Genomic DNA, 22,114 nt, shown 5'->3' with positions numbered 1-22,114 from the left:
AAGGAAGCCGAGCTGTCTCATCCAAGTTTGACAACTCGGTGACTATCCCCTCATTGGACAGTCGGAGAATGGACATGCCACGTATTCCTGTAATTAACACCAGCCATCTAGATCGTATTGATGAACTTCTTGTCGATAATTTTGACACTGGTGAATTTAAACTGCACCGCTCAGTATTTACTGATCAAGCGTTATTTGATCTTGAAATGAAATACATTTTTGAAGGTAACTGGGTGTATTTAGCACATGAAAGCCAAATTCCAAATAACAATGATTATTACACGACTCATATCGGTCGCCAGCCGATCATCATTGCACGTAACCGTAATGGTGAACTGAATGCCATGATCAATGCCTGCTCACACCGTGGCGCACAGTTATGTCGTTATAAAAAAGGCAACAAAGCAACCTACACCTGTCCATTCCATGGTTGGACTTTTAATAACTCAGGTAAATTGCTCAAAGTTAAAGACCCTGCCGAAGCGGGTTATTCAGATTGTTTTAACCAAGATGGTTCACATGACTTGAAAAAAGTCGCGCGCTTTGAAAGTTATAAAGGCTTTTTATTTGGTAGCTTAAATCCTGATGTGCCAAGCCTTGAAGAATTCTTAGGTGAAACCACCAAAATTATCGACATGATCGAAGGTCAGTCGGAAAACGGTTTAGAAGTTTTACGTGGTTCATCTACCTATACCTATGAAGGTAACTGGAAACTGACAGCTGAAAATGGCGCAGATGGCTATCACGTATCAGCCGTGCATTGGAACTATGCAGCGACCACTCAGCACCGTAAAGAAGCACAAGCGGCAGATAATATTCGTGCCATGAGTGCGGGTTCTTGGGGCAAGCAAGGCGGTGGTTCTTATGGTTTTGATAGTGGTCACATGTTGTTGTGGACCCAATGGGCAAACCCAGAAGACCGTCCAAACTTTAGCAAAGCCGATGAATATACCGAAAAATTTGGCGCGCCGATGTCGAAATGGATGATCGAGCGTTCACGTAACCTATGTCTTTATCCAAACGTCTATTTGATGGATCAATTCGGTTCACAAATTCGAGTTTTACGCCCGATTTCTGTCAATAAAACTGAAGTCACCATTTACTGTATCGCCCCTGTTGGTGAAGAGCCAGAAGCACGCACACGTCGTATTCGTCAATATGAAGACTTCTTTAATGCTTCAGGCATGGCAACACCTGACGATTTAGAAGAATTCCGTGCCTGCCAAGCTGGATATGCGGGGATTGAACTGGAATGGAACGACATGTGCCGTGGTTCAAAACACTGGATTCATGGACCGGATGATGCAGCCAATGAAATTGGATTAAAACCGCTATTAAGTGGCATCAAAACGGAAGATGAAGGTCTTTACCTTGCTCAGCATCAATATTGGTTAAAAACCATGAAACATGCCATCGCTGAAGAAAAAGAGTTGGCAGAACAAGTCGCAAATGAACAAGGAGATGTCGCATGAATGCAACTGCACATTTAGACAGCGTAAGCATTGAAGCTGTATCTCAGTTCCTCTACCGCGAAGCGCGTTTTTTAGATGATGAACAGTGGGATGAATGGCTAGCGTGCTATGCCCCATCTGCATCATTTTGGATGCCGGCTTGGGATGACGATGACCGCCTAACGGAAGATCCGCAGTCTGAGATTTCTTTGATTTATTATCCAGACCGCCAAGGTTTAGAAGACCGTGTCTTCCGCATTAAAACTGAGCGTTCATCTGCCACGATGCCAGATACCCGAACCAGCCATAACATTAATAACGTCGAGATTATTGAACGTGATGGCGACAAAGTGACGGTGCGTTTTAACTGGAACACCTTAAGTTTCCGCTACAAAACCAACTATAGCTACTTTGGCATGTCACGTTATGAAATTGATTTTTCAGGCGAGCAGCCAAAAATCCTCAGCAAATATGTTGTTCTGAAAAACGATTATATCAACCAAGTTATTGATATTTATCACCTCTAAAAGCTTATTTTACTAAGCAAGGTTTTACTTTCAGCCAGAAGGATATTTGGCTGAAAGGACACGTTATACCAGATTTTCAAAAGGATATTCAGCCATGTCAAACCATAATGTTGCACTTCAATTTGAAGATGGCGTTACTCGTTTTATTAGTGTTGCTCAAGGTGAAACCCTATCCGACGCAGCCTATCGTCAAAAAATCAATATCCCTCTAGATTGCCGTGATGGCGCATGTGGGACATGCCGTGCATTTTGTGAGTCGGGAACTTACGACATGCCTGAAGAATCTTATATCGAAGATGCTTTACCCCCCGAAGAAGCTGAGCAAGGTTATATTTTAGCTTGCCAATGTCGTCCAAGTTCAGATGCAGTTTTCCAAATCAGTGCATCATCTGACGTGTGTAAAACTGAAATTCATGAGTTTCAAGGCACATTGTCTCGTGTTGAAAATATGTCGGATTCTACGATTACCTTTGATATTCAACTGGATGAAGATCAACCTGACATTAACTTCTTGGCAGGTCAATACGTCAATGTCGGCATTCCGGGGACTGAAGAAACACGTTCGTATTCGTTTAGTTCAAAGCCGGGCAATCGTTTAACAGGCTTCGTGGTTCGTAATGTCCCTGAAGGAAAAATGAGTACCTTCCTGAGTGCCAATGCGAAAGCCGGCGACAAAATGACCTTCAAAGGTCCTTTTGGTAGTTTTTATCTGCGTAATGTCGTCCGCCCTGTGGTCATGCTTGCAGGTGGTACAGGTATTGCGCCGTTTATGTCCATGTTACAAGTGCTTGAAGAAAAAGGTTCTGAACAACCTGTTCGTCTTGTATTTGGCGTAACCAATGACTTTGACATCGTGGCAAAAGACAAGCTCGATGAATTACAAAGCAAACTCCCCTGGTTCGAATACCGTACTGTGGTCGCTCACCCTGAGTCACAGCATGAACGTAAAGGCTATGTGACCAGTCATGTTGAAAAAGATTGGTTAAACAACGGCGATGTAGATATTTATCTCTGTGGTCCTGTACCGATGGTTGAAGCTGTACGTGGCTGGTTAGATACAGAAGGCGTTAAACCTGCAAACTTCTTGTTTGAAAAATTCTCAGCGAATTAAGGGAGAATAGTTTAATGTCAGAACAAGCCAGATTTAGCAATAAAGTTGTCATTGTAACCGGTGCCGCTCAAGGTATCGGTCGTGGAGTCGCACTACAAGTGGCACGGGAAGGCGCTCAAGTGGTATTGGCAGATCTTTCAGATTTTGTTGAAGATACGCTGAACGATATTCAAGCCCATAATGGCGATGCCATTATTATTAAAGCCAATCTTGAAACATATTCAGGCGCTCAATTAGTTGCTACCCAAGCCATTAAAAAATATGGCCGAATTGATATCTTGATCAATAACGTCGGAGGTGCGATTTGGATGAAGCCCTTCCAAGAGTTTTCAGAAGAAGAAATCATTAAGGAAGTTAATCGTTCATTATTTCCAACTATGTGGTGCTGCCGAGCCGTGTTACCTGAAATGATTAAAAATCAGCAAGGGACAATTGTAAATGTATCTTCTATTGCAACCCGTGGTATTAACCGTGTGCCATATTCAGCGTCAAAAGGTGGGGTAAATGGCTTAACCTCTGCACTCGCTTTTGAACACGCCAAAGATGGTATTCGAGTCAATGCCGTAGCTACAGGTGGTACAGAAGCGCCACCACGAAAAGTACCTAGAAACGCCAACCCATTGTCAGATCATGAAAAACAATGGATGCAAGACGTGGTCGATCAAACCATTGACCGCACATTCTTAGGCCGCTATGGCACAATTCAGGAACAAGTCAATGCCATCTTATTTTTGGCATCCGATGATTCATCTTATATGACAGGAACAGTCGTCCCTGTTGGTGGTGGAGATCAAGGTTAATCTCTAAAAATCATTGGTTAAATTCAACAGGCTCATTGACATAGTCGCATGGAGGCAAAAGCGATGGCACCCCTGTTAAAAACATTAAAAGAAGATTGGTCGATCTCAGCGACGGTTGCAGGATTTTTAGCCGTGCTGATCTCCTATTCAGGCCCATTGATTATTTTTTTCCAAGCCGCACAAAAAGCCCAAGTCTCCCCAGCCATGATGATTTCATGGATTTGGGGGATTTCTATTGGTGCAGCACTGGCGGGTATTTATCTCTCTATTAAATATAAAACCCCGGTGATTACCGCGTGGTCAGCGCCCGGTACGGCTCTTTTAGTCACCCTCTTTCCGAATATTTCGCTGAATGAAGCCATAGCGGCTTATATCACGTCTGCTATCGTTATATTTTTGATTGGAATCACCGGCTATTTTGACAAACTCCTAAAATGGATTCCTCAAGATGTCGCTGCGGGAATGATGGCAGGTATTTTATTTCAGTTTGGGCTTGGACTGTTCACTGCTACAGATAGTATGCCGATCATTGTCTTTGGCATGTTATTGGTCTTTCTGATTTCTAAAAGACTATCGCCACGCTACGCGATGATTTGGGTCTTACTGACTGGAGTCGTTTTGAGTTTTGCATTAGGCAAAATTAATCCTGTTGATGTGAATTTTCAACTCGCTATACCGCAGTTTATTGCCCCAATTTGGACTTGGAACTCAACTTTAAATTTGGCGATTCCCTTAATCTTAGTCAGTCTGAGTGGTCAATTCCTTCCGGGGATGGCGATCATGAAACTCAGTGGATATGACACGCCAGCCAAGCCGATTATCACAGCGACCAGTATTGCCTCGCTCGGTGTCGCATGTGTCGGAGGCATTACCATTGTTTTGGCGTCTATTACCGCAGCTATGTGTATGGGCAAAGATGCACATGAACTAAAAGAAAAACGCTATATAGCCGGTATTGCCAATGGTATTTTTTATATTTTAGGTGGCTTATTTGCAGGCAGCATTGTCATGTTATTTAGCCTATTACCTAAAGAGTTGGTCGCTGCACTTGCAGGTCTAGCGTTATTAGGTGCGATTGGGACAAATATGTCGGTTGCGATGAAAAATGAGGCCAACCGTGATGCAGCGCTGATCACCTTTTTAGCGACAGCCTCAGGTATGCATTTTTTAGGGCTAAGCTCAGTATTTTGGGGGATTTGTATCGGTGTCGCGGCACATGTCATTTTGACCAAACGAGTAGCCACACAAGCACCGATAACAACGACTCAAGATTCTAAAAGTTCATAATATCCAAACGCATTGTTAATACAAAGAAGATGGAAAATTACATCTTCTTTGTTTAATCAAAAACAAAAAGCTTTCATTTAGACTTCGGTTAATTCAGGCAATTCTCGATGAGCGATTTCAAAAGCTTATTGAACATCTAATCCCACAGCAGTCAATAAAAGCTCTACAACTTTGGCAATCCAGTGAACCCTTTAGGCAAATAAGCATAGCATCGCACAGATTCAATTTTTATGATGAAGTAATCGCCACTTAGCCTTAGTTTAAAAAAACCGTCTAATTTGAACCAACATAAACTTTATCAGCAGCGCAAATCTATAGGTTTTTACCCCCCTGTGAAGATTATTTATTGAGCAGAATCATTTAACTAAATGATATACTTCAATCAAACTTCAAATGAAAAAAATCGTTAATTAAATTTATAAATGCTTGCACACTAGGTGATGTATTTGTACTGCGCTTACTCATATATAAGTTGATTGTTGGAAGGTCCGTATCTAACTTTTTGACAATAATATTTTCATAAGCAATATCTGCAATATAACTCGGTAAAATCGTACACGACTGTGTGATATTGATTGAATTAATGTTGAATAAAATATTACTGGCGCGCTGGATGATTTTTAAGTTGATCTTTTTGTCTTCTGCAAATTTTAAAATCTTATGATGCAAAACTGACGACACTTCCTCAGCCGGAATAATAAAATCTATTTCTTCTAAAGATTTGACTGATATTTTATTTTGATTTGCAAATGGATGCTGATTATTCATCAAGAAAATCAAAGGCTCTTCAAAAATTAACTGACTCGAAATTTCATGGTTATTAATATCTGCCCTCGATATAGCAATATCAATACGTCCATTATGTAAATCACTGACGATTTGCGTGTCATTTAAGCTTAAAAGTTCAACTTTTAAGTCAGGAAACATCTCTGTAAGTTTCGGAATAATAAAAGGGAAAATTTTCATTTCAGCAACAGGTACAAAGCCGATGGTAATTTTTTGGTCTTTGGCTTTTTTGACTTGGCGCGTCATCGCTACTGCTTTATCGGCACTTTCTAAAATGTTTTTGGCATGTTCTAAAAACACAATTCCTTCATCGGTCAGTTCAACTTTACGTTTAGAGCGAATAAATAACTGTACGCCAATAAACTCTTCGAGGTCTTTGATTTGTTGGCTAAGAGAAGGCTGAGCCGTATAAAGTTTTAAGGCCGCTTGGCTAAAATTAAGTTCTTGTGCAACCATGACAAAATATTTTAAATGTCTTAATTCCATTTAAGTCACCTGTGTAGTCCAATCCTTAGGACGTTTTTAATACAATTCTGTTAGCAAGCTAAAATAGTCTTATATTTTGTGGTGAAGTGTTCATTTTTTATTTAAATATCATTTTTTCTCATATTTTACTTCTAAATAGTTCAAAATTTTTAATCAATTGAACTCATGCTGGAATTATGTGATTTCAAAAGAGCGTCTTCTCTAGCACCGCTTAATTCATATTAGAAATACATTTTCAAATAAATATTTTGACAATACAGAATCAAAAAAAAAGGGATCATATTGCATCATCCCTTATTATTGATCTTTGAATTATTTACGTTTTTTCTTACCACTGAGCAGATCTATGGCTTGGGCATATCGTGTAGGTGCAATCCGCTGAATTAAATCAATGATTTTGGCGTCATTGCCGATTAAAACACGACGTTTATTCTGTTTCACTGCATCTAAAATCACTTTTGCTGCAACTTCAGGCGGTGTTTTCAGCACTTTATTAAAGGCTTTCGTGGCTCTATCTGGGTTCATACCCAACGCGCGAATACTGTCACTCATACGTGCGCTATTTGCAATATTGGTTCGAATTCCACCCGGATGCACGCAGGTAGCGCTCACTCCGACATTTTCCAAATCTAATTCTTGACGTAAAGATTCTGTAAAACCACGGACTGCAAACTTAGTTGCATTATAGGCACTTTGCGTCGGTTGAGCTGTCAAACCAAATAAGCTGGAAATATTCACAATATGTCCATCGCCACTTTGTCTTAAGTACGGTAAAAATGCTTTTGTCCCATACACCACGCCCCAGAAATTGATATTCATAATCCACTCAATTTCATCATAATGCATACCTTCTACTGTACTGGCTAGCGCGACACCCGCATTATTAAAGATCAAATTGACCTGACCAAATTCAGCTTGGGTTGCAGCCGCCCATTGCTCGACAGCGGCACGATCAGATACATCTAACTGGGTCTGAGTTATTTTCACACCGGTGTGCTTAATCATTTCAGACGTTTGTGCAAGACCGTCAAGGTTCCGATCACTTAATGCTAGATTCGCACCTGCTTGAGCCAGTTGAATAGCTAACTGCTGCCCAATACCTGAACCTGCTCCAGTAATGGCTGCGACTTTGTTGTTAAAATTTTTCATCGTTATTCCTATACATACTTAATCCAGTTCAGTGATCAAGCCGCATTTTCGTATTATTCATAGCACAAGCTTAACGAGTTCTAATCTATGAATGAAATGATTTTATTTAATTCTAAAATATGAATGCTATACATAGCACTTTAGCGTTATTTTTTAAAATCAAATTAATCTAATTCACCATGATTACAATAAAAAATGAAAGCTTAAATGAGCCTATTAGTTCCTACTTTTTTACGGATTGTAGCTCCAATTCTTTTAATTCAAACTGCGTTTGATATTTATAAAAGTGATACAAACCCCAAATGTTATAAACAAAGCTCAACATTTATTCTATTTTTCTACACGATCCAGATTCTAGATATTCAAAATCAGTATATAAAATCCACAATATATACTTATTTTTTTGTGAATATAGTCCTTGAAGAAAGCAAGGCTGATGCTTTGTAATTTTCCAAGTCTTGTGTATCCACCCTTTGGAAGATCAGGGATGCACATCTCTTACTATGTTCAATAGAGGTTCTAAAATGATAAAAACAACTCTTAGCCTAATCGGTTTATCACTGGTGTCTAGCTTAGCATTGGCTGCTGATCCATTGCATGGTACTAAATGGAAAACCATCGATGACCAAACAAAAAAACCTTTATCTGTAGTTCAATTTAACGAAACCTCAAATGGCGTTTTATCTGCAAAAATCGTTGATGTACTCACCCCGGGTGAAGCAGAAAACTGCCAAAAATGTGTTGGTAAATTCCACAATAAACCATTACTCGGTGTACAAATCGTGAATGGTTTGAAAAATACCGGTAAAAATACCTATGACGGCGGTAAAATTACTGACCCGAAAAATGGTAAAACCTATAGCTTCAATGCCAAAATGTCGAATGACGGCAAGACTTTGAATGGTCGTGGTTATATTGGTGTATCTGCGCTTGGACGCAGCCAAACATGGATACGTGTAAACTAATCCTTAGCCTACAAATTCAAAAAGCGACTCGATTGAGTCGCTTTTTTGCATGAATACTTCAAATATAAAATTTAAACGGTATAACGTTTGCTTAGCCCCCACTCAGCTAATATGCGACGATACATTGTGGATGAGCGATCTGCTTCAAAATGCGCCTCCATACTAATTTCCAGTGGCAATTCCTCTGGTTTTTGACTTTCCACCATGTCCTGATCTTCAGCAAAAATTTGTGCATTAAAATCATAGACCGCTTGTAAATCTCCTGTGGTATCAAAATTACGAGTTAAAGGCACAAATAAACGGGTTTTATTATGCGATACAGGACAACAGGCATTTAAGATTTTCAACACCCCATTTTCAGGAAAATCGATGGTTAAAATTGCTGAAAATGGCGGATAGACATCAAATGTTCTTTTCCATAAAAAATCTTCTGGCGCTAAATGTTGTAAGCCATGCGGATAATTACTCACATCACTGAGATATTCTGTATGTAGTCCATAGTCTGTACGCACTGTCGAATATTTTGGCACTTTTTGGTTTTCACGGTCTGCAAAGCTCTCATGATGCACCCATGCGAAATGTGCAACATCAATAAAGCCTTCGAGCTGACGTCCACTTGAACCTCCAATATCTACATAAGGTGGCAATATCGATTGGTGCTGCTCGTTATCCCACGTGTCTAAATTTGGAAAATTGGCCGTAGATTCATCTCGGTTAAATAAACTGGTCCACACCAATCCATATTTCAATACAACTGGAAATTTAGTTAATGAAAAACGCTCTGAAATTTGTGTCAGCTCAGGCTGTGCAGGAATTTTTACACACTTTCCTGCGCCGTTATAATGTAAACCATGATATGGACAAATAATGTCTTCACCCTTGACCCAGCCTTTAGTTAATGGCACCCCTCGATGTGGACAGATATCACGAACCAAATGAATTTTTCCACTTTCAGTTTGATATAACGCCATTTTTACATCGAGTAATTGCACTTGTTGCGGTTCAATCGAAACATCTTCTACACGTGCAACGGGATACCAATGCTGCGCCAAAATATTCCAGTCGTTGGCATCAAATGTACTGAACTGAGGTTGGGTAAATAAATTGAGTACTGGAATGGCATTCATAGTTCATCTCGACATTTTCAATATTTCTTCAGCATTTAGCGTCATTGAAATTTTGCTAAATCCTTATTTTCTAAGTCGAAATTAAATTCTAAAAACATTTCTGTCTATTAGAATGATTTGCATAGATTGTTCTGTTTTTTAGAACATTAAGCATTGAACCCTGCTTGATTTGATAAAGCTGGCATGAATATCGCTTAAAATGCATAACATTATGATTCGCTGATCACGCGATAGAGATTGAAGCCTGTATGTCGATTACTTTTTCTAGATTTTCTGAATATTTTATGGCGGTTGCAAGGACTGGGAGTCTACGCAAAGCTGCTGAACAACTTTTTATTTCAGTCTCGGCAGTACATCGACAAATCGTTTTGGCAGAAGAAGAACTGGGGGTTGCCCTATTTGAACGACTACCTCAGGGCTTAAAACTGACGCTCGCGGGTGAATTACTGTATGCCGATTTATTAAAATGGCAAAAAGAATATCAACTGACGCGAACTCGATTTGATGAAATCCAAGGCTTAAACCGTGGAAACATTGAAATGGGCTTTATTGCAGCTTTGAATGACAGTTTTGTCGTCGACTGTATTCAAAAGATGGCTGAGACTTATCCGTGGATCAACCTCAACATCAGCATGAATAGCAGTGATGATATATCCAGAAAAATCGTCGATGCAGAATTAGATTTTGGCATTATCTTAAATCCAAAAAGCCATAGCCAATTAGAGATTTTATCCTTTATAGAAATTCCGTTGGGCTTTGTAATGTCACCGCATCATACCTTGGGTGGGATGGATAAAATTTATCTTTCAGATACGTTAAATGAACGGCATATTTTACCGAGTGAACCACTCATTATTAGTGAATATGTACAGACTTTATATAAACATCATAAGTTTAGTCCGATTCAAAAGATCGAATGTAATGACATTAGAATGATATTGTCATTGGTTCAGCAACAATTAGGCATCAGTTTGATGTCATACATGGATGCTTTGCCACTGCTTGAGAATAATAAGATTATTTTTAAACCAATCCGTGAAAAAGGCTTACACAGTTTGACCATCGCTTTATGTGTCGCATCGAAGCGCCAAACCTCTCGAATTTCTCAGATCATGATTAATCTGTTGGTGGAAAAAATGGAAGAAATTAAGATCAATTTAAAATCTTTGAACCCTTAAAACCATTATTTAAGCTTTTTTGTCACTTAATTTTTTGTAAAAAAATCCAGTGCGAATAATTCGTACTGGCTGCTGAAAGCTAAAGTTTTATTAGTTTATTTTTTTTAATCCAATGGATTACCTACAATATTACTGATAATACCTTTCATAATATGATTGCCTTGTTCTTTACGCAGTTCTGCATACCATTCGCGCGTTACGCTTACATCTTTCATATGGGTTACATCACAACGCTTACGCGCTCGCAGAACCAATTCATTGGCACGTTCATTACGTTTATTTTGATAACGACGCAATGAATCTTGCAACCCTAAAGTATTGATTTGCAAAGAACGGGCTAAATATATTGCGTCTTCCATTGCTTGGCAGCCGCCTTGTCCAATATCCGGCGTTGTGCTGTGTGCTGCATCACCCACAATCACCACACGACCTTTGTAGAAATCTGCAAAAGGTTCAATATCATGAATTTCTACCCGATTGGTTTTTTGGGCATCTACAGCATCAATTAGCTTTTGCACCGGTTCACACCAGCCCTTAAAGTATTCTTTAAATAAGGCCTTATATTGTGTGCGGTCATTTTCTAAGCCTACTGCCAAAGGTACATCAAAGAAGAAATAGAATCGGTTGTCGGCAACGGGCATCAGCGAAACGCGTTTACCTTCACCTACAAATGTCGTCCATTGATCTGCCGCAGCAAATTCTTCTGAAATATCGACTAAACCGTTCCAATTGACATAACCTGCATAGCGGCGCTCAACTTGTTCCCCCAATACATACGCCCGTGTCAATGAATGTGTACCATCGGCGCCAACCAATAAATCAGCCAGAACCTCACTTCCGTCAGCAAAATGTGTGATCACTTGATCATCTTGTTCTGAGAAGCTCACCATTTTTTTGCCTAGATGAATATTCTCACGACCAAATTCATCCATAAGCATATTTTGTAAGTCAGCACGTGAAACGGGATAAGGTCGCTGTCCAACTTCTTCGATTAAAGGAAACAGACTAAACTGCGTCATAACATCGCCCGTTAAGCCATCAATATAGGCTAAGTGATCCATCTTGCCACCGAGCTTTTCGACTTGTTCGGTTAGCCCCAAATAGTTCAAACATTTGACACCGTTAGACCATAAAGAAATGGCGGCTCCAACAGGTAAAATTTGTTCTGCCTGTTCATAGATGGTTACTTGGTGTCCAAATTTGTTCAAAGCGATCCCAGTCGTTAGGCCCGCCATACCTGCACCAATAATTGTAATGTCCATCTATAACTCCCCTGTGTTTTTTTAAATATCTTTCTCCTAAAAAGCGAAAAGCATGCCATTTTTTCAAACAAGCAATAAAAAATTCTAAAGTTGGCACACGCTGTGCTTCTAAACACGTGTAAATGCTTGTTTTTATCAATTGTTAAATTTTTAACACTGAAAACTAAATGCATATGTTTTAAATGAAAATAGTGAATGGATTTTATATATGGCGACTTTACTCGCACCAAGTTTTGATATTCCTGCACAATTACAGATACTTACAAATTTAGCAGATGACCGTATTGGTGCAAAAATACTTGAATGTTCAGATGATTTTTTTGCAGAAGCAAAACGCATGCTGCAATTTAATGCACCAATCTTTGTCGAAGATAAATTTGATGATCATGGCAAATGGATGGATGGTTGGGAAACCCGTCGTAAACGCCATGCAGGTTATGATTGGGCAATTATCCAACTCGGTGTCGCTGGTCGAATTCAAGCCTTAGATATTGATACAACATTCTTTACAGGGAATTATCCAGCTTCCGCATCAGTTGAAGCCTGCTTTGCACCGAGTGGTGAACTAGCACAGGCAGCATGGGTCAATATCTTAGGCAATACCGTATTGGGCCCGAGCCAACACCATATATTGAAGGTCTCAACTGATCAGGTTTTTACCCATGTGCGTTTAAATATATATCCAGACGGCGGTATTGCACGATTTAAAGTCTATGGTGAAGTTCAGGTTCAAATTCAAGACAGTACGAGCACATTAGACCTCGTTGCACTAGAAAATGGTGGACGTGTTATTGCTTATAGTGATGCTCACTTTGGACATCCACGAAACTTAATTAACCCTAGTCGCGGCATCAATATGGGAGATGGTTGGGAAACTAAACGTCGCCGTGCACCAGGTTTTGACTGGTGCATTTTGGCTTTGGGCCAATCTGGTGCAATAAGACATGCAGATGGATCATATTCATAGCTTTGTCAGTGAGATTTTAAAGCATGAAAAAATATCGCATATCCGCATCAATATGATTCCTGACGGGGGCATTAGTCGCATACGGTTATGGGGAAAAATACATCTTTAATTGCAGTGTTAATCAAATAGGAAGCCTTCGGGCTTCCTATTTGTATTGTTTCAATTTTTTTAATTAAATGCCCTATAAGATATCTAAACATGACACACAGCATAAAATTACAAGCTCTAAGTATTGAAGGCTTTGCGCCTTTTGGTGAGGTTATTTGTACAACTGGACATGATTTTTTCCACATCAATGACGCACATACAGAGCGATATCATGCGCTCGTGGAAGCAGAAATTTCAGGTGATGCGGTTGCTGGAATTAGCATCTTCAGAAATATCAAAACGACTGAGTTGCCTTTTACGATTTCGATGTTAGAGCGGCATCCCAACGGCTCGCAAGCTTTTATTCCAATGCAAGCACAGGCTTTTTTAGTGGTTGTTGCACCTGCGTTAGATGATCACAGTCCCGATCTTACACAGCTATATGCTTTCATTACTGATGGTAGCCAAGGAGTCAACTATCGTGCAGGAACATGGCATCATCCTCTCCTAACACTCGAAGCACCGAGTAGCTTTGCCGTCATCGATCGTATTGGCGCTGGGCATAATTGTGATGTGTTTCAGTTCCCAACGCCTATTCACATTTCAAATTAATGTATTTTTAGCTTAAATACTTAGAGTTCAATAGACTAAAAATCACTTAACCAATTGTTAGTAAATATCTTATTTCATGTCTTGGTATTAATTTATTTAAATATTACGCAATAAAAAGCCCTCAATTTAGAGGGCTTTATTTATTCTATACAAACTATATTTTATGCATCATCGCAAGGTTCAAGACTTAAAATCTGCCATGATTAATGTTGCACATCTATTGCCATGCTTGGTTTTTTAACCTGATCTTTGCTCATAATCACTTCTTTATTTTTAAATAAATTTAAATGATTGAATACAATATTTAAAATAATCGCCATCAAACAAGTCGAACTAATGCCTGAATGAAAGAGTGTTTGCACCCATTTAGGGAAGTTTGCGTAGAACGAATGATCGATAATTGGAATCATCCCTGCTGCAATTGCCGTCGCAACAATGATGAGGTTCTTTTGCTCGTTATAGTCAATTTTCGCCAAGGTACGAATACCACTAGCCGCAACCGTTCCAAACAAAACTAAACCAGCACCACCTAAGACAGGGACTGGAATTGCTGCAATAAGTCGGCCCATAATTGGCAGAACGCCTAATACGACTAAAATCATTCCACCCGCTGCAACAACAAAGCGACTTTTCACGCCTGTAATCGCTACTAAACCGACATTTTGTGCAAAAGCACTTTGCATGAATGAGCCGAAGATTGGTGCTGCTGCACTAGATAGCATATCTGCACGTAAGCCATTGGTAATACGCTCAGCATCTACTTTAGTACCAACAATTTCACCGACAGCAATAATGTCTGCCGTCGTTTCAGTCATAATGACTAAAGTCACGATCAGCATGGCAATAATGGCACTTAACTCAAAAGTTGGCATACCGAAAGCAAACAAGCTTGGAAATTGAATCCAGTTACCATTTGCAACTTTAGAAAAATCGCCAAAGCCAAAGGCATAAGCGAGCACTGTACCGAAGACGATGGCTAACAAAATAGATAAACGTCGGATGGTTGCATTACGGGTTAAGTTCAGCGCAATCACGATACCCAAAGTTAAAAATGCCAAGCTGATGTTCTCAGCACTTCCCCAGTCTGGTGCTTTATTGTTCCCCCCCATCATCCAGCGTACCGCGACAGGCAGCAATGAAAGACCAATCACGGTGATCACACAGCCAGTCACAATCGGTGGGAAAAAACGAATAATTTTTGAAAAATAAGGTGCTAGGAAAAAGCCAATCAAGGATGCAACAATCACCGCACCATAAACAGCAGAAAGCCCACCGCCTGCGGTTACTATGGCAATCATTGTCGCCCCACCTGCAAATGAAACCCCTTGAACTAAGGGTAATTTTGCACCGATATATTTCACACCTACGGTTTGTAGTATGGTCGCCAAGCCACCGACAAAAAGCGCCGCAGCAATCAATAAACCGATTTGCGCAGGTTCAAGTCCCGCGGCTGTACCAATAATCAATGGTGGAGCGATAATACCGCCATACATGGTTAATACATGCTGTAGACCATAGGCAAGGCTTTTCCCTGCGCCTAAATATTCATGTTCTGGTGAAACTGTTTTATCTTGTTCTGTCATTTTTATATCCCCTATTTTTAACTTTGCTCTTAGCTGCCACGATACGTTGAATATGCAAATGGGCTGATGAGTAAAGGAATATGAAAATGCTGCGAGGCATCTTTTACATAAAAATGAATCACAGCTTTTGGAAAAAAGGTTTCGGTATTTAAAGTCTGAAAATATTCAGCAGTCGCAAATTCAAGGCTATAAGCACCTGCTGTAAAGTCCTTCAGCGCAAAATCATTGACGCGACCATCTGCATTGGTTTGGGCTGAACCTAGTAACTCTCCATCGGCGTTAAATAATTGAGTGCGGACATTCGCTGCAGGTCTGCCTAGATTGGTGTCTAAAATATGTGAGCTAATCATGCGCTAAGCTCCTGTTTTAATCTTAATAAGGCAATTTCAGCCAGTTGATGATGAACAATTCGTTTTTCGGTTTCAGGGTCATTCAATAAGCGATATTGCAGTGCCTGTAGTACATCTTCACTACTGAGGCCAGAAGCTTTGATTAAAAAGAGATAACCGTACTTTTTCTCATACGCGATATTGCCTTTGAGCAATGCAAATTGAGTTTCTTCATCTGCTGAAATTTCAGACTGTTCTCGATTAGAAAATTGTTGTTCCAAACTACTTAATTCAGCCTGTGCCTTTTTTTCACCAATTCGTGGATGGTTATCTAGAGCATTTTTGATTTCATCCCAAGTCCAAGCTTTTGCAGCTTTTACTGCTTGCTCTGTGATTTGCGTGACACAGGTATAAGGACGCTGCGCTACAATGTGTTCTGCCCAGCCTTCAATTTGCACACAGTGCTTTAAAAAAGTTTTTACATCTGCTTCGGATGCTTTATTAAATTCAACAAGTTGCACTATAAAATCGCCTAAAATTATTGAATGATTGTTCAAATTTAGTTTTGCAATATCAGTGCCAACCTAGGTCTATGATGTCAGTTACCTATGTACAGGCCTAAAAAAAGAGGAGCTAAGCTCCTCTTTATCCAAATATTTTTTTATTAGACTGCATGATGTGTATACCAATGTTCCGCGATATCACCACGGCGACAGATCCACACTTTTTCATGTGATTGCACATAATCTAAGAATCGTTGTAGTGCTTTAAAACGGCCTGGTCGCCCTAAAATACGACAATGCATCCCAATCGATAACATTTTTGGCGCGCTTTCACCTTCTTCATATAGCACATCAAATGCGTCTTTAAGGTATTGATAAAATTGTTCACCACTGTTGAAACCACCCGGTGAACAAAACTTCATATCATTGCTTTCGAGTGTATAAGGAATAATTAAATGTGGACGGGTTTGACCACTTTCATTCGTCAAACGACTCCAAAAAGGTAAATCATCACCATAGTGATCGCAGTCATATTTGATTTGCGGAAATTCAGCCAATAGTTGACGTGTATTGGGACTGTCACGCCCTGTGTACCAACCAATAGGCGTCTTTCCAAATAAAGCTTCAAGCACACTAATCGCCTGATCCATGTGCTGACGTTCTAGCTCTATCGGCATATCCTGATAATGTAACCAGCGTTGACCATGTGAAACGACATCATAGTTGGATTGTCTGATCGCATCGACAATATAAGGATTGCGCGCTAGAGCCATACCAACGCCAAAGATCGTCATGGGTAAATCACGTTTTTTAAATTCTTCATGAATCCGCCAAAAACCGGCTCTAGAGCCATATTCATACATCGAGTCCATCGACATATGTTTGGTAGGAAAACTGGCCGCTCCAATAATATCGGATAAGAATTGTTCTGATCCTGCATCCCCATGTTCGATGTGGTTTTCTCCACCTTCTTCATAGTTCAACACGAACTGCACTGCGATACGTGCCTGATTAGGCCATACGACTTGAGGTACATCGCCATGATATCCAATTAGGTCTCTGGAATAATCCTGTTGTTGGATCTGGTCAATTAAGTCTTGTCCACGTAAGTAGCCTGTAGTCACTTCAACTTCCTAATTTGTTATATCAAACAGTAAAAAATTAGGTAGAAGCAAGCAAATTATGCGCCAATGTCATAGATGGCTAAATAGCTTTTCATATCAGAGACCATTACCTTTTTTTAAAATATTGAATGGTTGCCCTGAATCATCTGCAATGATTGAAATTTGCCAAATTTCATCTATTTCTGGAAAATTCTGATGCAGTTGATCAATGAAATAGTAATAACCCGGTGTATTTTCGGTAATATAAATGATTGTATTTGAAAACAATATATAGAGCTGAATCTCATCAATGGTTCCAAGATCTTGGCGTACGACATCTATACTTTGAATATCTTTCCATAATATAGTTTTAGTGCTTATTTCAGGCCCAGTTATAGTGTATGTGAAACCATCATTAAAATATTCAAAATCACCTTTATACTGTCTTAGAATTTCAAATTCGTTTGTTTTATTTTTTATATCTTGTTTTAAATCAATTGAATCGACAAACCAAATATGAGGATGACAAATTATTGCATTCCAAATAATAAAAATACAAAGTGTAAAAAACCATATATTAGCTGTAATTACTATCGTAAGTACTGCCAATATAAATAAGATAAAACCCAAATTTAGGTTTAAAAATAATATAGTTGAAGTTCTTATTGGTAGTTGTACTTTCATTGGCAACTGCTTGAATAAAATATTACCATCATTCAATTTTACGTTATATTTAAAGTAAAAACAAATTACCAGTATTAAGAATGACATTAAACTAATGAATGTAAAATGTTTTTCCCATATTTGCCAATTAGATAAAAAATATATAAAAATGACCATAAATATTGAAATTGAACAATACATCGTAAGTAAGGAATTTAAAAAAATATGCATTCTCATTGTTTGTTTAATCTAGTAATTTTTTAATGGTATAACTATACTTAATTATTGATAAATTTAAAGCGTCATGATCAAATATTCTTTGTAAAATCAACACACCTAACTCTGAAAATTAATTTATATTCATAAGTCACTTTCACTCAGTTCCAAATAAAAGATTCAAAAAATAAGATTGGCTAGCAATTGATTAATCCATGCTTTGGAGAAAACAAAAGATTTTGATTAGGCCCACCTCATATCCAAGTAAATTACTTAATTTTTAGTGACTTATGGTGGTCTGCCTTAAGAATCTTTATGCAATAGAGCCATAAACGAGCAAAACTATACAAAATATTAAAAAAAATATTTACTCATAATTTTTCAATTTTACTCTTCACTCAACAATGCAATATATTGAAAATAAATAAATTACAAAAATATAGATAAACCTAATATAATATTCATAAATTTCACTTTCTTTTTTTATCTTCCCGATCAACAAATAACTCCCATTATAAATTAGATCAACAAAGATAATAAAAAAAACTACTGCACCAATAAAACTCCAGAAACCTATCCCAAAAAAGTAATACTTTATTAAAAAAATCAAAAACTCAATAATAAAAAAAATAGCTATAATTAGCCTTTTATAATCGTGATAAACTCTAATTACAAATTTATCCATTATTATTCCTTTTTAAACTAACGATCCATCTCATTACTTTACTTCTTCAGTAGACATCAATTATTTAATACACATCACGGCGGTAACGACCTGCTTTACACAGTGTATGCAGTTGTTCAATGCCCAGTATCTCTTGCAAAGTGGCATCTAGCGCTTTAGCCATATTCAAACTGCCGCAGATATAGAGACAAGCCCCCTTGCTCTAGCCAATCAATCAATTCAGCTTTTTTTACAACTAGGACATCTTGCTCATACTTTTCAGCAAATCCATCACGAGAAAATACCCGATCGATTTCTGCAATTTTACCTTGGTTTTGTAATTCATGCAGTTCATCAGCAAAAATTGCATCGAAAGCTTGTTGACGTTCACCATAAATTAACCAGTTTTGATAGTGCTCTGTTGCGACACGTTGCTTAAGATGTGAAAGCAAACCCGCCATTCCTGAGCCATTGCCAATCAAAATCGCAGAGTGAACGCCTTCTGCTAAGTCAAAATTTGGATTCGCACGAATATAGGCATGAATACATTGTCCAAGTTTTAAATCTTGTGTTAATAAACCAGAACCTAAACCTAGTTCATCGCCATGCTGCTCTTGACGTACGACGAGCTCTAAATCTTTTTAATTAAATAGAGTTTGATAATTTTCACGCTTATACTAAACGACTGAATAAAGACTATAATAAAAATTAAAAATTCATTCGCTATTTGCGAAATCTTCGAGCAATCATGTCCAAAAATCTTGCAACGCTGATTGGATTCAGTGCAATCTTACAATGGTCTTCTATTGTTGGTTTACTTAAGAAAATTAGTTTCAGTATTGGCCCTGATCTTGCTGTGCTCTTTATGTATACCTTGAGCGCAATTATTCTATTGCTCTTATTTAAAATTCCAAACCTTAAACTGGTTCCGCGCCAATTTTTGATATACGCCACCCTTTTATTTGTGATTTATGAGTTGTGTTTTTCGTATGCCATTGCTTTGGCTCAAACAGCTCAACAAGCGATTGAAATCAGTTTAGTCAACTATTTATGGCCGAGTCTGACAATTGCCGCGTTAATATTATTTAAAGAATTAAAATTTAACTTTTTCGTAATCATTGGTTTAGCCATTAGTTTGGGCGGCATTATTTTGATCCAAACGGGTAATGGAAGTTTTAACTGGTCTACAGTCTTTACGAACATTCAGTCCAATCCATTAAGCTATTTTCTTGCTTTTATGGGCGCGAGTTTATGGTCACTCTACTGTGTGATTACCCGTAAATACAGTCATGGACATAACCCTATTTCATTCTTTTTCGTCGTGATCACCATTGTGCTATGGCTAAAAATGTTGATATTTCACGGTATCCCGCGAATGCCTGCCGTAGACTTACATACCGGTAAGTATATGTTAATCGTGTCCATCGTGACCGCATTGGGCTATGCAGCGTGGAATGTTGGTATTATAAAAGGCAATATTACGATATTGGTGACCTTATCGTATTTTAGTCCGATTTTTTCTTCGGTTATTTCAATGTTTATATTACAGACACCACTGAGTTTAAGTTTTTGGCATGGTGCCATTTTGGTGACATTCGGTTCGCTGGTATGTTGGATTTCAACCAGTTGGCCACAAATTAAAGCCAGATTAATGCAATTGCGCCATGAATAATAAGAAGCAGTCACTTGGCTCATTTATCTTAAACTGAATAGCAAAACCGCGATTAGGCACAGCATGTGAAGTAACTGTGTTGGTGCAAAATATAGAAAATATTTCCATCCACCTGTGAGAAATGCATTCACACATTTTGAAATTGCATGGGCTGATAATCCAATCACCACAGCATAAACCAGTGTGAAATTGTCGATATTACCTTGCATCACCACGGTTGCCATAGCTGCATGGACTTCAAAGAGTGATGCCAATAATGTCCCTAAAATTAAACCTTTATCACCTAAAGCGAGATTTAATCCATAGACAAGTGTTTGAATCAAAGTAAGCGTGATGGCTATGATTGCCGCCTGTTTTAAGCTAAACATTCGACTATCAGTCTTTTCTAACTTTGCTGGTTCATTCGCCTCTACATGAAGCATTTCGGGTTCTGACTCTTTATTATGCTGAACTGGAGATGAGCCATAAATCAGATATAGCGCAGCAAGGACCAATATCAAGATGCCGACGATACTTGGTATAACTAATATTTTAAACCAAGCAAAACTCACCCCAAGGACAATGATCAAAAGTTGAACCAATGTCGCAACACATGAAAAAAGTCCTGCCCCTGCATTACTTTTGGCACTGGCTTTTCCTGCTCGTACTTCCATACCTAAGCTAGCGATCGTTGCGGTGCTCGACACAAAACCTGATGCCAAGGCCGATAAAATAATGGCTTTATCAGAGGATAATAGCCGCTTGGAAATGTGTGCTAATGACTGCACCACCAAGATCAATATCAGTAATTTTAAAATCACATAGGGATTTAATACTGAACCCCAATAGGCTTGATTCGGCGTTAAAGGTAAGGCAATTAGGATCAATGCCAGTAAAAATACACCATCTCTTAACTCATAGTCTTTGATCCAATGTGCTGCAAAATGATGTAAGCCTTTTTTTCCAACTAATATGAGGGTCAACACCACAGCCAAACACGCAGCCAATGGAATATTAAATACACAAGCAGCGCCGATTAAATAGGTCATAACAAAAGCAAGTTCTGTGGTTGTGCCAATATCTTGTTTTTGCTGGCTTAATCCATAATAGCTAAACATACTGACGACAATTGCACCGATCACACCAACAGCTAAATGGATTAAAAAACACAATGCTCCAAACAGCGCACAAATGGTAAATGAGCGTAAACCGGCAAAGCTCTGTTCACTGTCCAAATTGTTGTTACGTTGACGCTCCAAACCGATGAGCAATCCACAGCCTAAAGCCGAAGCTAAAATCGTTAACAATGCTGGGAAGGATAAAGTTTGTATGAGTATTTCCAAATTTAAGCCCTCCCATCAATACATTGTTTATTTTGGCAATATAAATAAAAAATAATTAAAATAAATTTAACGCTAAAATTAGAAAAATAAATATATAAATTGAACAACTTGAGCATTTTCAATCATGTTCAAAGTTTAATCATCTTTTAAATCATAAACAATTCCATGATAAATATCTTAGTAAACATTAATTTTTCTCATCTTTGGATTGAAAAACGTATTCAATCCAATTCAGATTCGACCTATAGCTGCTTTTGCTTTATT

The 22,114-nt window shown here is 38.5% G+C and carries 20 protein-coding genes and 1 pseudogene; 10 read left to right on the top strand and 11 right to left on the bottom strand.

Annotation, left to right across the window (positions count from 1 at the left end; translation table 11 throughout):
- Positions 1–74 precede the first annotated feature (74 nt).
- From benA to benE, 5 genes are all read left to right on the top strand, one after another.
- The gene (gene benA, locus FTU02_RS02700; RefSeq protein WP_078190863.1) at positions 75–1,472 is read left to right on the top strand and encodes a benzoate 1,2-dioxygenase large subunit; all 1,398 of its coding nucleotides are present in this window, start codon (positions 75–77) and stop codon (positions 1,470–1,472) included.
- The gene (benB, locus tag FTU02_RS02695) at positions 1,469–1,978 is read left to right on the top strand and encodes a benzoate 1,2-dioxygenase small subunit (protein ID WP_078190730.1); all 510 of its coding nucleotides are present in this window, start codon (positions 1,469–1,471) and stop codon (positions 1,976–1,978) included. The genes benA and benB overlap by 4 nt, the downstream gene beginning before the upstream one ends.
- A gap of 94 nt (positions 1,979–2,072) precedes the next feature.
- Positions 2,073–3,089: a benzoate 1,2-dioxygenase electron transfer component BenC gene (gene benC, locus FTU02_RS02690; RefSeq protein ID WP_180155644.1), complete on the top strand. Its 1,017-nt coding sequence runs from the start codon at positions 2,073–2,075 to the stop codon at positions 3,087–3,089.
- Positions 3,090–3,103: 14 nt separating this feature from the next.
- Positions 3,104–3,889 carry a benzoate diol dehydrogenase BenD gene (gene benD, locus FTU02_RS02685; protein WP_180155642.1) on the top strand — a complete coding sequence of 262 codons (786 nt, stop codon included), beginning with the start codon at positions 3,104–3,106 and terminating at the stop codon, positions 3,887–3,889.
- Positions 3,890–3,952: 63 nt separating this feature from the next.
- Complete coding sequence (gene benE, locus FTU02_RS02680; RefSeq protein ID WP_180155640.1) at positions 3,953–5,176, top strand: benzoate/H(+) symporter BenE; 1,224 nt, start codon at positions 3,953–3,955, stop codon at positions 5,174–5,176.
- Positions 5,177–5,554: 378 nt separating this feature from the next.
- Here the strand turns inward: benE and hcaR are convergent, their stop codons facing one another.
- Positions 5,555–6,448: a DNA-binding transcriptional regulator HcaR gene (gene hcaR / locus FTU02_RS02675; RefSeq protein WP_180155638.1), complete on the bottom strand. Its 894-nt coding sequence runs from the start codon at positions 6,446–6,448 to the stop codon at positions 5,555–5,557.
- 312 nt (positions 6,449–6,760) lie between these two features.
- The gene (locus FTU02_RS02670; protein WP_180155636.1) at positions 6,761–7,597 is read right to left on the bottom strand and encodes an SDR family oxidoreductase; all 837 of its coding nucleotides are present in this window, start codon (positions 7,595–7,597) and stop codon (positions 6,761–6,763) included.
- Positions 7,598–8,121: 524 nt separating this feature from the next.
- Here FTU02_RS02670 and FTU02_RS02665 point away from each other — a divergent pair.
- The gene (locus FTU02_RS02665; RefSeq protein WP_078190743.1) at positions 8,122–8,562 is read left to right on the top strand and encodes a DUF2147 domain-containing protein; all 441 of its coding nucleotides are present in this window, start codon (positions 8,122–8,124) and stop codon (positions 8,560–8,562) included.
- Between the two features lie 71 nt (positions 8,563–8,633).
- Here the strand turns inward: FTU02_RS02665 and FTU02_RS02660 are convergent, their stop codons facing one another.
- Complete coding sequence (locus FTU02_RS02660; RefSeq protein ID WP_180155634.1) at positions 8,634–9,689, bottom strand: aromatic ring-hydroxylating dioxygenase subunit alpha; 1,056 nt, start codon at positions 9,687–9,689, stop codon at positions 8,634–8,636.
- Between the two features lie 248 nt (positions 9,690–9,937).
- Between FTU02_RS02660 and FTU02_RS02655 the strand changes: the two genes are divergently transcribed.
- Positions 9,938–10,867 carry a LysR family transcriptional regulator gene (locus FTU02_RS02655; RefSeq protein WP_180155632.1) on the top strand — a complete coding sequence of 310 codons (930 nt, stop codon included), beginning with the start codon at positions 9,938–9,940 and terminating at the stop codon, positions 10,865–10,867.
- 104 nt (positions 10,868–10,971) lie between these two features.
- Here the strand turns inward: FTU02_RS02655 and hpxO are convergent, their stop codons facing one another.
- The gene (gene hpxO, locus FTU02_RS02650) at positions 10,972–12,129 is read right to left on the bottom strand and encodes an FAD-dependent urate hydroxylase HpxO (RefSeq protein ID WP_180155630.1); all 1,158 of its coding nucleotides are present in this window, start codon (positions 12,127–12,129) and stop codon (positions 10,972–10,974) included.
- A gap of 208 nt (positions 12,130–12,337) precedes the next feature.
- On the opposite strand from hpxO, the pseudogene alc reads away from it, so the two are divergent.
- Positions 12,338–13,205 (top strand): annotated as a pseudogene (gene alc, locus FTU02_RS02645) (allantoicase).
- Between the two features lie 89 nt (positions 13,206–13,294).
- Complete coding sequence (locus FTU02_RS02640; protein WP_180131794.1) at positions 13,295–13,795, top strand: ureidoglycolate lyase; 501 nt, start codon at positions 13,295–13,297, stop codon at positions 13,793–13,795.
- A 203-nt stretch (positions 13,796–13,998) separates the two neighbouring features.
- On the opposite strand, the gene FTU02_RS02635 is transcribed toward FTU02_RS02640, so the two are convergent.
- The 6 genes from FTU02_RS02635 to FTU02_RS02610 all read right to left on the bottom strand — a co-directional run bounded on the left by FTU02_RS02635 (position 13,999) and on the right by FTU02_RS02610 (position 19,338).
- Positions 13,999–15,378, bottom strand: coding sequence for a nucleobase:cation symporter-2 family protein (locus tag FTU02_RS02635; RefSeq protein ID WP_180155628.1), 1,380 nt, complete (start codon positions 15,376–15,378; stop codon positions 13,999–14,001).
- A gap of 29 nt (positions 15,379–15,407) precedes the next feature.
- Entirely contained in the window at positions 15,408–15,728 is a 321-nt protein-coding gene (gene uraH / locus FTU02_RS02630) for a hydroxyisourate hydrolase (RefSeq protein WP_180155626.1), read from the bottom strand.
- Positions 15,725–16,228, bottom strand: coding sequence for a 2-oxo-4-hydroxy-4-carboxy-5-ureidoimidazoline decarboxylase (uraD, locus tag FTU02_RS02625; RefSeq protein WP_180155624.1), 504 nt, complete (start codon positions 16,226–16,228; stop codon positions 15,725–15,727). Before uraD ends, uraH begins: the two co-directional genes overlap by 4 nt.
- A gap of 143 nt (positions 16,229–16,371) precedes the next feature.
- On the bottom strand, positions 16,372–17,334 hold the full coding sequence (puuE, locus tag FTU02_RS02620) for an allantoinase PuuE (protein ID WP_180155622.1): 963 nt from the start codon (positions 17,332–17,334) through the stop codon (positions 16,372–16,374).
- A gap of 96 nt (positions 17,335–17,430) precedes the next feature.
- The gene (locus FTU02_RS02615; protein ID WP_180155620.1) at positions 17,431–17,997 is read right to left on the bottom strand and encodes a hypothetical protein; all 567 of its coding nucleotides are present in this window, start codon (positions 17,995–17,997) and stop codon (positions 17,431–17,433) included.
- Between the two features lie 1,035 nt (positions 17,998–19,032).
- A complete protein-coding gene (locus FTU02_RS02610; RefSeq protein ID WP_257232739.1) occupies positions 19,033–19,338 on the bottom strand; it encodes a hypothetical protein in 306 nt (101 codons plus the stop codon).
- Between the two features lie 266 nt (positions 19,339–19,604).
- Between FTU02_RS02610 and yddG the strand changes: the two genes are divergently transcribed.
- On the top strand, positions 19,605–20,528 hold the full coding sequence (yddG, locus tag FTU02_RS02605; RefSeq protein ID WP_180107925.1) for an aromatic amino acid DMT transporter YddG: 924 nt from the start codon (positions 19,605–19,607) through the stop codon (positions 20,526–20,528).
- Positions 20,529–20,551: 23 nt separating this feature from the next.
- Here yddG and FTU02_RS02600 read toward each other — a convergent pair whose 3' ends face one another.
- On the bottom strand, positions 20,552–21,850 hold the full coding sequence (locus FTU02_RS02600; protein WP_180155616.1) for an MgtC/SapB family protein: 1,299 nt from the start codon (positions 21,848–21,850) through the stop codon (positions 20,552–20,554).
- Positions 21,851–22,114: the final 264 nt, after the last annotated feature.

Source organism: Acinetobacter sp. YH12045, from assembly GCF_013419925.1.
Lineage (GTDB): Bacteria > Pseudomonadota > Gammaproteobacteria > Pseudomonadales > Moraxellaceae > Acinetobacter > Acinetobacter amyesii.
This window is presented reverse-complemented; position numbering and strand designations above follow the sequence as displayed.